Origin of the sequence: Amycolatopsis plumensis (assembly GCF_042652605.1) — a bacterium.
GTDB lineage: Bacteria > Actinomycetota > Actinomycetes > Mycobacteriales > Pseudonocardiaceae > Amycolatopsis > Amycolatopsis plumensis.
This window is the reverse complement of the sequence record NZ_JBHSJY010000001.1, coordinates 4177232-4190490: the sequence shown is the minus strand read 5'-3', so window position 1 is coordinate 4190490 and position 13259 is coordinate 4177232. Positions and strand designations below refer to the sequence as shown.

Here is a 13259-nt window from a genome sequence, read left to right as displayed (position 1 = left end):
TCCTCCTCATCGGTTGGGGCTGGTCGGTCGGGGACGGGTGCTGTCGCCCTCGGGCCTGCGCGACCCGAGGAGCGTGGGGGTGACGACGCCGAAGACGTCCTCACGGGTGGTGGCGAGCGCCGACTGCAGCGCGCCCGCGCGAACGGCGTTGCCCTGCACCGAAGCGCAGCCGACGGGCGTGCGCGGCAGGACGAGTTCGTGCAGCTTCTCCTGCACGAGCGCGGCGAACTCCTCGCCGCCGGCCCGGCTGGTGTCGCCGCAGAGGAGCACGAGCTGCGGGTCGGCGACGGCGACGAGGTTCGCGACGCCCCCGGCGACCCGCTTGGCGAGATCGTGCCGGAAGGGATGGTCCGGTCCGGTCTTCGCCACGGCGTCCCAGGCGGTGTCGGCCTGGATGCCGTGGGCGGCGGCGAGCCGGCAGATGGCGGGCGAGTCGACCAGGTTGCCGAACCGCGCGCCGGCCGCGGGCCAGGCGTCCCCGGTGTCCACAGTGGCCGGATCGGGCACGCGCATCCAGTCGATCTCGCCACCGCCGCCGGTGGCGCCGCGCAGCAGCCGCCGCCCGATCACGACGGCACCGCCGACACCTTCGGACAGCCAGACCATGACGAAGTCGTCGACGTCCTGGGCCATCCCGACGGTCATCTCCTCGACGGCGACGAGGTTGACGTCGTTCTCGATGAGGACGTCGACCCCGAGTTCGTCGCTGAGCTTCTGCGGGACGTCGAAGCCGAGCCAGCCGGGGATGTGCGGCGCGGAGGAGAGCAGGCCGGTCCGCGGATCGAACGCCCCCTGCGCGCCGATCACGACGTGGGCCAGGTCTTCCCGTTTGATCCCGGCTTCTTCGGCGACCTTTTGGAGTGCTTCGCCGAAGGTCCCGACGACGTCGGCCCCGGCGTGCACGGGCAGCGGAGTGCGGTACTCGGCGAGCACGACCCCGGCCACATCGGCGACGACGAAGTCGGCAACGTGCGGCGTGAGGTCGACGGCGGCGACGAAGGCGAGGCCGCCGTTGGCCGCCCAGAGCTGGGCGCGGGGTCCCCGGCCGCCCCCTCGTACGCCGGCCTTCGTGACGAGGTTGTCCTGCTCGAGCCGGGTGAGCAGCTGCGCGGTGGCGGGCTTGGACAGCCCGATGGCGAGCTCGAGTTCGGCCCGCGTGAGCGGCCCCTCCCGCAGGAGGACCTCGATGGCGGCGCGATCGTTGATCTCGCGCAGCATCCGCGGGCTACCGGCTCGCACTCGTTCCTCCGGACTTAATTAGGATACTTTACAGACGGTTTCCGGGGACTGTAGTGAGCCGGGGCACAGCCGTCAACGGTCTGGTGAAACGGGGAGGTAACGCTTGGGGGTGTTGGACCAGGTGGACGGCGTACCGGTGAACGAGTTGCGCCGACCGTCGGGGGCTGGTCGGCGGATTTCGGCTTGCGGCGGTGGGCATGCTGGTCGTTGTGGACGTCGTGGCGCAGCGGGTGCGGACCACCTGGACCAAGCGGTCCCGGGGTGGCCCGTCGGCCGCGGTGCGCAACCGGGTGCCGATCGCGTTCCCGCTGCCTCCGGGTGTGGCGCTCCACGAGGTGGATGTCGACGAGTCGACCGGCTTCTCGCCGCGGTTCGCGGCGCGGCCCCTGGGTGAGCTGGACGGTGTCGTGCTCCGGGAAGCGGACGGCGTGCTGTCGGTGCTGGTCACGCCATCGCCGCGGGGGATGCCGAAGCGGAACTGGCCGCGCTCGCCGGTCCGGCTGGAACGCGGTGAGTGGCTGCGCTGGCAGATCAACCAGCGCTTCGGCCCGGTCTGCTCGTGCGGCAGCGACTGGAGCTATCGGCTGGAGACGCTGAACCTGGCGTACGGGGGCCGGGCGGACTTCACGGGCAAGCCGACCCGCTCGGTCACCGAACTCGGCGACCTGCGCTGACGGTCGCCATCAACAGGGGGAAGGATCCGACGGGTGCCCGAAGACGACAAGCAGCTCTGCCGGCGCTGCGGCTACCCGGTGCGACTGCTCCGGGACAACTACGAGACCTTCGAGCGAATGCACTTCGTGTGCTTCCACTACGAGTTCGAACACCGTTCGGGCGTGCCGGACAACGACCCCGACGTGGACTGCGGCCTGCTGAACTGCCCGTCCGGCCCGGCGGCGCGGCACCGGGAGCAGCTGGTGACCGTCGTCGCGGCGCTGGCCGCGGACTGCTCGGACGGGGTGCCGGCCAGCTGGGAGAACGGCACGCTGCCGCGGTACCTCGAGGCACTGGCCGCGTGGTTGCAAGACACCGGCGGTGACTACACGATCGCGGGTGCTTCGACCAAATGGAGCGGCTGGGAGGTCGTCGCGGACGCGATGCGAGCCGCGACGATCTACGAGCAGCGCTGAAGGTCGCCGCAGCGGGCGACCTTCAGCGGACCGGCCTCACTCCTCTGCACTCGCCATGCTTTGAGCTTCCCTCATTCCGGAGGCTGCTTCGGCGGTGCCACTTCGCTGCGGCCGACCCCCTCGCGGCTGCCAGGCACTTCCGGTCTCGCCACCCCATCCGCCCACTGCTTGAACTGGGTCGCCAGCCACTGTTTCGTTTCGTCCGAAATGTAGTCGCGCGCGTCTCGCAGCAGCGGATCAATGGCGTGCTCCTGCACTTCCCGGTGGTTGTTCGGTGCAGGGCAGATGAAGATTGCGATGATACGGAGGTTCCTCAGCAGTTCTTCACTGCTGAGTAGAGCGAACAACGGCGAGTGGGCGATGGTGGCGGCTTTGAACGCCGACCACGCCTTGTCCACGACCATGCCCACGACGCGCTCGGTCAGTTCCGACCGCTTCTTCTGCTTACTGGATCCGCAGATGGCTTCGGTGATGACCTCCTTGGCCTTGTCCGGGACCTTCTCGATCACCTTGCCGAACGCCTCGAGAGCCTGCGCGAATCCGATGAAGAGGTCGCACCAGGCGTGGTGGGCCATCTGGAGGCAGAGCGCTTTGACTTCCTCCGGACTACCGTCGAGTTCCTCGAGCACTTCCTGCCAGATGTCCTTCGCCATTGTCTGGGCGAAGGTGGCGACCTGCTCGACCTCGTCCGGCCGATCCGAGCCGGGCTCGTGAGGAACCGGCGCACTCTCAACTCGGGCGGCCAAGCCGGCGGGTTCGGCGGCAGCTGCCCGTTCACCGGCTTGCTCGGCCGTAGCCGGCCGGCCGGAGACCGCTTCCTCGGCTTCGGTCCGAGACTCGTTGCGAGGTGCCGGGGCGGAATCGGGAGCGGAACCGGTGGCGCTCCGCGCGAGCCAGCCGGCGCAGTCGATCCGCACCAAGTCGATGGTTGCTTCCTTGGGGTGGATCTTCGTCTTCGGCTTCGGCTTCGCCCCGTGCTTCGCCGACCACCAACCCTTCAGCAGGTCAATGATCGAATTGCGTTTCTCCGCGCGCACCGGCTCCGGTTCGCGCGCAATCTCGACCCAGTTGCTCCAGCCGTGGAGTGTGCCACTGCAGTTGCCGCATTTGCAGCCGGGCCTTGTCGCTTTCTCGCAGTTCTCGGGATGCTTCCTGGTCGCTGCCATCGGCTGACCCCTCGCTCGACAACCCTCCGCGGTCGATCTTCCGAGCGGGTTCGCGCGGACAACACCGCCACGCTGGTAGTCCAGGGGTCACCAATAGTGAGGAACTTCGGTCTCACAAATCCCGGTCGCCACTACAGCCGCAGGAGTGGCCAGTTGGCGGCGGCAATCGGGTGAATCCGGTGGTGAGAGCAAGCCGGTAATGCCCGCCCTCACCCCGAAATCACTCCTCCGCGTCCGCCCAGGCCTTGAGCATCACCCGGGCGATCGACGAGTTCCCCGGCAGGATGATCTCCGCCGCGCCATCCGCGATCGGCGTCGGCTTCGATCCCTCAGCGCGAGAGCTGTTCTCGAACGCCGCGCGCACCTCCGCCCGCGACACCCACAGCGCCTCTTCGATCTCCCCGTCCGCCGGCACCAACGGCAGCGCGCGATCCGCCCGGGCCGTGAACCCCAGCATGATCGACCGCGGGAACGGCCACGGCTGGCTCCCGAGGTACCGCACGTCGGACACGGAAGCGCCCACCTCTTCGCGGATCTCCCGGACCACGCACGCCTCGAGCGACTCCCCCGCCTCGACGAACCCCGCCAGCACCGAATACCGCCCCGCCGGCCAGATCGGCTGGCGGGCCAGCAGGACGTGCGATCCGTTGACGCCCTCCAGCGAGTGGACCAGGCAGATCACCGCCGGGTCCGTGCGGGGGTACTCCTCGCGGCCACAGCCGGTGCACTTGCTCGCCCAGCCGAACTGGATCAGCTCCGTCGCGCTTCCGCACCGCGTGCAGAACTTCGCCTGACGCCGCCAGAAGCGCAACGCCTGGGCCGTCGTGAACAGGCCGGCCGACGTGTCGTCCAGGAGGTCTCCGTAGCCGCGCAGCTCGACCCAGACCTCGCCGTCCGCGCGGGGGACCTCCTCCACGAAACCCCAGCTGCCCGCCATCTTGACCGTGTCCGCCGAACCCGATGGGCCACCCGGCAGCGACCAGTAGTCGACGTCCTGCCACTCGCCGAGGAACACCGCGTCCGCGGGCGGCGCCTCGCCGAAGTCGATCGCCTTCCGGAACGCCAGTGCCGAGGCGCCCTCGGCGACCGGGGTGCGCCCGGCGTCGTCCAGGAGGACGACCCGGGCGTCGGCCCAGCGCGACACCAGCCGCGCCGGGTTGGTGCGCAAGTCCTCCTGGCGGTCCACTGTGGACCGGGACAGGGTCGGCAGCGCACCGAGGGTGAACGGGACGGACATCAGGCCGGCTCACCCACGACGACGTCGCCGAGCGCCAGCAGCTTGCGCTCCAGCACCGCCGCGTCGCCGACCACCACTCCGGTGAACCGCTTGGGCGCGAAGTACTTCAGCGCCGCCTCGGCCACCTCGTCCGCCGTCACCGCGGCCACCCGCGCCGGGTGCTCGTTCAGCCACTCCAGGCCCAGCCCGGTCGAGGCCAGCGCCAGCACCTGCCCGGCCAGCCCGGCCTGCGACGACGTCGAGGTCAGCAGCGAGCCGATCGCGTACTGCCGCACCGACTCCAGCTCGTCGCCGGACGGCGGGACCTGGCCGAGGCGGCCCAGCTCGTAGCGGGTCTCCAGCAGCGCCGGGGCCGTCGCGTCGGTCGCGGTGTCCGCGTCGACGTTGACCACCGCCGTGCCGTCGGTGAACTCGAAACCGGAGTGCGCGGAGTACGTGTACCCCTTGTTCTCGCGGATGTTCTCCACCAGCCGCGACGAGAAGTACCCGCCGTAGGCCAGGTTCGCCAGCTGCAGCGCCGCGTACCCCGGGTCGGTGCGCGGAATCGTCTGCGCCGACAGCCGGATCTGCGACTGCACCGCACCCGCGCGCGGCACCAGCAGCACGTTCGGCCCGGTCAGGTCCGGCAGCGGCGGCAGCCGGACGGCGGAGCGGTCCGACGCCCAGCCGCCGAGCACCTTCTCGAGGTCCCCGATGACGCCGTCCGGGTCGAGGTCGCCGACCAGCACCATGACCGAGCCGCGCGGCAGCACCGACGCCTGGTGCAGCGCCCGCACCTGCTCCGGCGTCACGACCGCGACGTCTTCGGCGCGCGGGACCTCGCGCGTGGCCGGGTGGTCGCCGTAGCGGTGCTTCTGCAGCGCCTCCCGCGCGATCGTGCGCGGCTGCGTGCGCGAGACGGCGATCCGCTCGACGAGCCGCTCCTTCTCGCGCGCGATCTCCTCGTCGGCGTAGGTCGCCCCGGTGAGGACGTCGCCGAGGACGTCAAGGAACGTCGGCAGCTTGTCGGCCAGCGCGGACCCGGTGAGCACCAGGCGCTCCGGGTCGACGCCGGCGCCGATGTCGCCGCCGATGAGGGCCAGCTCGGCGTCGATCTCGATGCGGTTGCGGCGGGCCGTGCCGGTCAGGATCGTCTCGGCGAGCACCTCGGCCGTGGCCGGGTGCAGCGCGTCTTCGCCCGCGAACGGGATCCACAGCCGCGCCTCGACCATCGGCACGGTCGCCTTGCGCACGGCCAGCACGCGCAGGCCGTTGCCCAACACGGTGTCCACATGGGACAGGTCGGCGGCGGCCCGCTGCTCGCCGAGCGGCGGCAGCGGCCGCGGCCCCCGCGCGGTGCGGCCGATCTCCTCCGCGCTGCGGTGCGTTGCTGAAGTCACTGCTCGTTGTTCCCTTCCGAAGCGGGCTTGACCACCAGCACGGCGCGCGCGTCCGGGCGCAGCGCCTTCGCCGCCGCCGACACGGCCTCCGCGGTGACGGCGGACATCCGGTCCGCGAGCCGGTACACCAGCGACGCGTCGCCGTAGAGCAGCTCGAACGAGCCGAGGGCCAGGGTCCGCGACACCAGCCTGTCGTGCTCCGAGTGCAGGCTCGCCGTCCAGCGGGCGGTGACCTTGCGCAGCTCTTCCTCGCTCGGCGGGGTCTCGGCGAGTTTCTCGAGTTCGTCGTCGAGCGCGGCGAGCACACGCTCGCGGGCCACCTCGTGCGGGTGGATCAGGGTGATGGTGAACGTGTCCGGGTCACGGGCCTCGAACGGGCCGAACAGCCCGGCACCGGCGCCGATGTCGACGACCAAGGGCTCCTTGTGCACCAGCCGCTGCTGCAGGCGGGAGCCGTCGCCGTCGGTGAGCACGCCGGCCAGCACGAGGTAGGCCAGGTAGCTGTCGACGTCGTTGATCGGGTCCGGCATCCGGTAGCCGATGCCGAGCGCGGGCAGCGGGGCGTGCGCGTCTTCGATCTCGCCGCGCAGCTCGGTGGTCGGGAGCGGCTCGGCGAACGACGGCCGCTGCGGCGCCGGCCGGTGCGGGACGTCGCCGAAGTGGTCCTCGATCAGCTTCTTGGCGCTGTCGACCTCGAAGTCGCCCGCCACCGTGAGCACGGCGTTCGCCGGGGAGTAGTAGGTGTCGAAGAAGGCCGCGCAGTCGTCGACCGTGGCGCTCTCGAGGTCCTCGAAGCCGCCGTAGCCGTTGTGCGCGTTGGGGAAGGTCGAGTACAGCACCGGCGGCAGGGTGATCCACGGGAACCCACCGTAGGGCCGGTTCAGCACGTTGAGCCGGATCTCCTCCTTGACGACGTCGATCTGGTTCGCCAGGTTCTCCGCGGTCAGCTTGGGCGCGCGCATCCGGTCGGCTTCGAGGAACAGCGCCCGCTCGAGCGCGGCGCTCGGGAGCACCTCGAAGTAGTCGGTGTAGTCCGGGTGGGTGGACCCGTTGAAGGTCCCGCCGCTGGACTGCACGTGCCGGAAGTGCGCGAGTTTCTCCAGGCTCTCGGAGCCCTGGAACATCAGGTGCTCGAAGAGGTGCGCGAAACCGGTGCGCCCCTCCGGCTCGGAGCGGAAACCCACGTCGTAGTGCACGCTGACGCCGACCACCGGCGCGGTCGCGTCGGGGGCGAGAACCACGCGCAGACCGTTGTCGAGGGTGTATCGGACGAGCTCGGGATCGGCCATGGCCCCACCCTACGACGACCCCGCGGTTCCCGGCGTCCCGGCTCGTGAGTGGTAAGGCGGGTTCTAACCCGCCTTACCACTCACGAGGTCCTGGAGGTGGGCGCGGCGGGTGGCGGCGAAGGTGCCCGCGAGTGCCGTCGCGAAGGATCCGGCCTGGTCAGGGGTGACGTCGCCGGCGTGCCAATAGACCGGCGGCGGGTGCTTGAGGCCGTCGAACGCGGCCACCCAGGGGCCCAGTTCGCCCAGAGCGAGCGCGTACGGCAGGCCGCGGGAGAAGACCAGCTCGCGCTGCGGCTTGTCCAGGTCCTTGACCCGGATCTCGGCGACGCCCAGGAGCCGGCGCGCGACGTCGTCCCCCGCTCGGCGGCGCGCGGGCAGCGCCGCCGACGTCACGGCGGCGGCGAACCCGGCCAGCGCGAGGATGACGCCGAGCTGGGCGTAGCCGACGGTCAAGGCCAGCAGGACGGTGAGGAACACGCCGTAGCAGAAGATCCGGATCCCGGTCCGGCGGAGCCGCCGCGTCGCGAGCCAGCCGCGCCGGGCGACGTCGGCGGCCAGCTCGGTACGGGGGACCTCGACGTGCCGCTGCCGCAGTTCGGCGAGGGTCACCGGCTCGTCCGGCACGACGGCCTCGTACACCGCACGTTCGAAGGCGGTCAGGTGCTCGTCGGGCGGATTGCGCCGGGCCAGCGTGGGGCCGTCGCTCACCCAGAGGTAGTTGCGGACGGCGAGGTCCAGCACGGTCGCGGCCAGGTCGAGCGGCCCGGCCCGCCCGCGCAGGAGAAGGCCGGCGTGCCCCGGCAGCACCCCTTCCGGCGACGCGAACTCCCCCGTCGCTTTCACGGGGAAGTGACGACCTGGGGGCACTTTCACGTGAGATTGCCCCCTGCGGGCGAAGAGGACCCAGGCCGTCAGGAGCAGCAGGAGGGCGACGAAGGCCGCCCAGGCCCAGGCGACCGGGGCGGTGAGCACGAAGGCGCCGGCGATCGTCTTCGCCGGGACCAGGACCTCGTTGGCGGGGACCGTGCCCGCGGGCAGCTCGACGGTCGCCGTCATCCGCTGCCCCGCGGCGAGGTTCTGCTGGCTGAACCGGGTCAGCCCGGCGTGGTCGATCTGCGCGGCCGCGCAGGGGAGGTCGCCGACGAGGCAGTCGACGGCGGCCGGGATCTTCGGCGCGGCGAAGGACGCGCGGAGGAACTTCAGCTCGGCGGTCCAGCCGCCGGCCAGCTCCCAGGTGACCCGGTCGCCGGCCACCGCACCGTCCACTGTGTACCGGACGATCGACGTGCCGGGGGTGAGGTGGATGGTGAACGCGTCGTGGTCCACGCTCGCCGTCCCGCTGCCTTCGAGGACGACGTCGCGGACGCCGTAGACGCGGTCGCGGTGGTGGGGCGCCGGGACCCGCAGGGCGACCCGGCGGTCCATGGCGACGCCGTCGGGGACCGAGATCGCTTCGACGACCGACAGCGACCCGTCGCGCTGGACCTTGAGCTGGATCTCGGCGCTCTGGGGCACGGTGGGCAGCGGCGGCTGGTCCGCGGGGCCGGCGGCCAGTGCGAGCGCCAGGACCGCCCCGGCGAGCACGGTCAGCGGGCCGCGGCGGCGGTGAGGACGCCGTCGAGCGCGGTCAGGAAGGACGGGAAGTGCGCGCCGAACCGGCGCAGGTCGGATTCGGCCTCCATGCCGCCGTACCAGTACAGCCCGGCCGAGCCGTCGGCCGACGGGTTGAGCGCGGCGAAGGCCCCGAGCCAGCGTTCCGTGTCGCCCAGGACGACCGCGTACGGCAGCGAGCGGGAGAACACGAGTTCGCGGTCGGCGGGCGGGATGTCCTCGGCCTTCGCGGTGTGCAGGTAGCCGAGCAGGCCGCGGACCTGCCCCACCAGCGCCCGGCCGCGGGCGGTGCGGGACGGCAGCAGCGCGGCCACCGCGACGACGGCGAGCCCGGCCAGCGCGACGGCGACGCCGAGCAGCGCGTACCCGGCGGTGAAGGTGAGCACCGCGGTGGCGACCAGGCCGAGCGTGAAGATCCCGGCGCCGAGCCAGGTCAGCCGGCCGCGGGCGGTGTCCGGGCGGCGGGAGAACCAGCGCTTGCTGACGACGTCGGCGTACATCGCGTCGCTGATCCGGCGCAGGTCGAGCCCGCCGCGGGCGCGCAGCTGCGACACGAGCACGCTGTCGGTGCCCGGCGGCAGCAGCGTTTCGCAGACGGCGCGCTCGAAGTCGTGGAGGTGCTCGTCCGGCGGGTTGCGGCGGGCGATCTGCCAGTCGTTGCCGGGGACCTCGGCCAGCCACAGGTAATTGCGGACGGCGAGGTCGACGACGGTGGCGCTGATGTCGACGACGTCGACGGTCTCGTCGACGACCGTGCCGACCTGGCCGGGCAGCACGCCGTCGGGGCTGGCGAAGGAGACGCGGCCGCCGTCGCGCAGGAGGACCTCGACCGGGCCGGTGGCGGTGTGCAGTGCCCCGGCGTCCTGCCTGCGGCGGCGCCAGACGAAAACGGCGGCGGCGACGAGAAAGGCGAACAGGACGGCGAAGGCGATCCCGGTCAGCGGCGTCAGCGCGAAGGCGGTGGCGAACAGGCCGACGGCGGCGAACTTCGCGTTCGCCGGGGTGGTGCCCGCGGGCAGGCCGACGAGGAGGTCGACGCGGTCGCCGAGGCGGACGTCGTTCTGCTCGAGCCGCACGACGCCGGTGTGGTCGAGCTCGGCGAGGGTGCAGCGCTGGCTCGAGCCGACCGGGCCGGCGAAACAGTCCACAGGGGACAGCTGGGTGCTCGGGGCGAGCAGCGAGGCCGTGAGCTTGGCCAGCGGGCGGTCGAAGCCGCTCGCGACCTGCCAGCGGGCCTGCTGGCGGCCGTTCTGGTCGGCGATGGCGCCGTCGACGGTGAACGTGGCGCTGCCGGTGCCGGCGGGGAAGGTGAGGACTAGCTGGTCGCCGGTGAGCTCGGCCGTGGCGCCTTCGGCGTGGACGTCGCGGACGGCGAAGACGCGGTCCTGGTCGTCGCTCGACGGCACCTTGAGGGGGACGCGCGAGACGAGCTGCTGGCCGCCGGGGACGGTGACGTGCTCGGTGACGGAGAGGGTGCCGTCGCGCAGGACCTTGAGGGCGACGTCGGCGGTGGCCCCCTCGGGCGGCTGGACGCCCTGCCCGGTGAGCAGCTGGGGTTTCTTGGACTGGTCGTCGGGCAGGTTCGGCAGGACGGGCCCGGCCGACGGCCCCTGCGCGGCGGCGGGCCCGGCGGCGCCCAGCACGGCCGCGACGGCGACCGCGGCGGCGGCCCCCCATTTCATCGACACAGCACCACACCCTAGAGCACTCGATCTATGCTGACGCCCGGAACGGCGCGATCACCGCAGGTACGCCGCTTCCGACGGGGAAAACGCACGGGGGGTTCCACTCGATGACGCACGGCCCGCAGGGTCCCGGGGTTGGTCCTGGTCCTGGTGCTGGTCCTGGTCCGCACGACCCGCGGCGGCCGGTGCCGCCACCGGGAGCGCGGCCGCTGCCGCCGCCGGGGGTGCGGCCGCTGCCGGGGCAAGGCGGCCCGCCGAGCCGGTTCGGTGCGCCGGGGCAGCAACCCGGTCCCGGCGGCGCACCCGGTCCCGGCGCTGGCCCCGGACCGGCCGGGCCGCCCGCAGCGCCCCACACTCCCGGACCGGCGAATCCCTTCGGAGCCCCGGGTCCCCGCGGGCCGTTCCCCGGCCAGGCGCCCTACGGTCCGCCGACCGGCCCGTACGGCCACCCGCTCCCGCCGCCCGCGCGGGCTCCCCTGCCGCCGCCGGCTGTTGCTCCGCCCGTCTTCCTCCCGGGCCCGGCCGGGCCGCCCGCCTTCGGGCCGCGGTTCGCGCCCGGCAACGTCCCCTACGTCGCCAAGAAGTCGAACACCGGCGTGATCGTCGCCGTGGCGATCTTCGCGATCGTCGCCGTCGCGGGCGGGCTCGTGGCCGCCGTTGCGCTGTCCGGGAACCACAAGCGACACGTCGCCGACGCCGGGTACTCCAGCACCTACCCGAGCACCACCGCGGAAACCACCACCGAGGCGACCACCTCGACCACGTCGGCCACCACTTCCGCCGAGGAAACGACGACCACCCGCACGACCGAGCGCCGGACCCCGACGTCGCAGACCCCCTCCGGCCCCCGCTCGGTCGCGGCCACCGGGAACAACCCGCTGTTCGGCAGCCCGGACTACGGGCTGCAGAACATCTCGTGCTCGCTGAGCCGCTGGGCGGGCGACCAGAACAGCGTCACCCGCTTCTTCCAGTCCGGCATCGGCTGCCTCGACGCGATGTGGTCACGCATGCTCGGCGCCGTCGATCTGCCGTTCCGGACGCCGAACCTGTCGGTGCCGCGGTCGCTGGCGGAATCCTCGACGCCGTGCGGCAGCGGCGGCACGACCACCGGGGTCACCCCCTTCTACTGCCCGTCGAACAACACGATCTACATGCCGATGGACCGGATCGAGCTGGACGTGTGGGGCAACCACCCGGGCCCGTACCTGTCGATCCTGGCCCACGAATACGGCCACCACGTGCAGAACCTGTCCGGCATCTCCGAGGCGTACGGCAACCAGCGGTACGACGCGGGCGCCGACTCGGCCACCGGCCTGGAACTGTCGCGGCGCATGGAACTCGAGGCCCAGTGCTTCTCCGGCATGTTCCTCGGCTCGGCGTCGGTCTCCGGCGGCTCGGTGGACAAGAACGTCTACAACGAAGCCTGGAACGCCCAGGACCGTGGCGACGACTACGCCCGCAACGGCAAACGCGACCACGGCAGCGCCCGGCACAACATCAGCTGGTGGCAGCACGGTGCCACGAAGAACCGCAACCAGCAGTGCAACACGTGGCTTTCGCCGTCGGGTGACGTCTCGTGACGCCGGTCAGCTCGGCGGGGTGAACGGGTTCGCCACGGGGGTCCCGGACGGCGGCGTCGGCGGGTCCGGCGGCGGCCCCGCCACCGGACCGGGCTGCGGCTGCGCCCCCGGCCAAGGGGCCGCCATCGGCTGAGCCTGCGCCTGCGCCGCATACGCCTGGAACGCGCGGGCGTGGTCGCGGTTGCGCCGCTCCGCCAGCACCGCCGCCAGGAACGCCCACGGCGGCACCCCGGGCGGCACCGGCGTGCCCAGCGCGTTCCCCACCTGCTGCGCGAGTCCCCAGCCGAGCGCGTGCGAGGCCTCCGGGCTCAGCTCCTGGAACCGGGCCAAGAACTGGCGGCTCGCCAGCGCGAGGGCGTCCGGCAGCCGGGTCAGGTCGAGCTGGGCCGCCCAGCCCTCGAGGCCCGGGGGCATGGCGATCGCCGCGTGCAGGGCGCCGGCCGGGGCCCGTTCGCGGACCACCAGCGTCCCGGCCAGGAAGTCGCCGACGCGGCGGCCGTTCGACGAGCACAGCGACACGATCACCGCGACCGCGCCGAACAGCCCGAGCGCCCAGAAGTCCACGACGAAGCCGGCGAGCCCGCGCACCAGCGCGTGCCGGAAGCGGATCGGGCCGCCGTCGACGCGCACCACGCGCAACCCCACCGCCATCTTGCCCAGCGAGCGGCCGCGCGAGAGCGTCTCGAACACGACCGGGTAGCCGACCATGATCAGCACCACCAGCACCAGCAGCAGCGCCAGGAACAGCGACTCGTCGCCGACCGGCACCGCGAACGTGAACACCATCGCCGCGGTCAGCAGCAGCGCGAACTGCACCAGCACGTCGAGCGCCATCGCCAGCGCGCGGCTGGCGAGCTTGGCCACGCGCAGGTCCAGAACGACCGCTTCGCCGGTGACCAGCTCCGATTCCTCGTGCACGCTGTCCAGCGTATCGACGGATAGG

At 72.2% G+C, this 13259-nt stretch carries 11 protein-coding genes; 3 read left to right on the top strand and 8 right to left on the bottom strand.

The genetic code is table 11. From position 1 onward, the window contains the following. Positions 1-6: 6 nt before the first annotated feature. A complete protein-coding gene (locus ACFPLC_RS20350) occupies positions 7-1218 on the bottom strand; it encodes an ROK family transcriptional regulator (RefSeq protein ID WP_378205289.1) in 1212 nt (403 codons plus the stop codon). Positions 1219-1430: 212 nt separating this feature from the next. Between ACFPLC_RS20350 and ACFPLC_RS20345 the strand changes: the two genes are divergently transcribed. Continuing rightward, complete coding sequence (locus ACFPLC_RS20345; protein ID WP_378235880.1) at positions 1431-1913, top strand: hypothetical protein; 483 nt, start codon at positions 1431-1433, stop codon at positions 1911-1913. A gap of 33 nt (positions 1914-1946) precedes the next feature. Continuing rightward, positions 1947-2369 carry a DUF7660 family protein gene (locus ACFPLC_RS20340; RefSeq protein ID WP_378205273.1) on the top strand — a complete coding sequence of 141 codons (423 nt, stop codon included), beginning with the start codon at positions 1947-1949 and terminating at the stop codon, positions 2367-2369. Between the two features lie 71 nt (positions 2370-2440). Here the strand turns inward: ACFPLC_RS20340 and ACFPLC_RS20335 are convergent, their stop codons facing one another. From ACFPLC_RS20335 to ACFPLC_RS20310, 6 genes are all read right to left on the bottom strand, one after another. After that, positions 2441-3535 carry a hypothetical protein gene (locus tag ACFPLC_RS20335; protein ID WP_378205276.1) on the bottom strand — a complete coding sequence of 365 codons (1095 nt, stop codon included), beginning with the start codon at positions 3533-3535 and terminating at the stop codon, positions 2441-2443. Between the two features lie 220 nt (positions 3536-3755). Beyond that, positions 3756-4772: an NAD(+) diphosphatase gene (gene nudC / locus ACFPLC_RS20330; protein WP_378205280.1), complete on the bottom strand. Its 1017-nt coding sequence runs from the start codon at positions 4770-4772 to the stop codon at positions 3756-3758. Beyond that, on the bottom strand, positions 4772-6151 hold the full coding sequence (locus ACFPLC_RS20325; RefSeq protein WP_378205283.1) for a M16 family metallopeptidase: 1380 nt from the start codon (positions 6149-6151) through the stop codon (positions 4772-4774). Before ACFPLC_RS20325 ends, nudC begins: the two co-directional genes overlap by 1 nt. Beyond that, positions 6148-7440, bottom strand: coding sequence for a M16 family metallopeptidase (locus tag ACFPLC_RS20320; protein WP_378205286.1), 1293 nt, complete (start codon positions 7438-7440; stop codon positions 6148-6150). The genes ACFPLC_RS20325 and ACFPLC_RS20320 overlap by 4 nt, the downstream gene beginning before the upstream one ends. 63 nt (positions 7441-7503) lie before the next feature. Beyond that, positions 7504-9024 (bottom strand): DUF2207 family protein, encoded by a 1521-nt coding sequence (locus ACFPLC_RS20315; protein ID WP_378195399.1) that lies wholly within the window; start codon positions 9022-9024, stop codon positions 7504-7506. Between the two features lie 2 nt (positions 9025-9026). Then, the gene (locus tag ACFPLC_RS20310; RefSeq protein ID WP_378195396.1) at positions 9027-10733 is read right to left on the bottom strand and encodes a DUF2207 family protein; all 1707 of its coding nucleotides are present in this window, start codon (positions 10731-10733) and stop codon (positions 9027-9029) included. Between the two features lie 110 nt (positions 10734-10843). Between ACFPLC_RS20310 and ACFPLC_RS20305 the strand changes: the two genes are divergently transcribed. Then, complete coding sequence (locus ACFPLC_RS20305) at positions 10844-12316, top strand: neutral zinc metallopeptidase (protein ID WP_378235879.1); 1473 nt, start codon at positions 10844-10846, stop codon at positions 12314-12316. A gap of 6 nt (positions 12317-12322) precedes the next feature. Here ACFPLC_RS20305 and ACFPLC_RS20300 read toward each other — a convergent pair whose 3' ends face one another. Beyond that, positions 12323-13234 (bottom strand): RDD family protein, encoded by a 912-nt coding sequence (locus ACFPLC_RS20300; RefSeq protein ID WP_378195391.1) that lies wholly within the window; start codon positions 13232-13234, stop codon positions 12323-12325. Between the last annotated feature and the right edge of the window lie 25 nt (positions 13235-13259).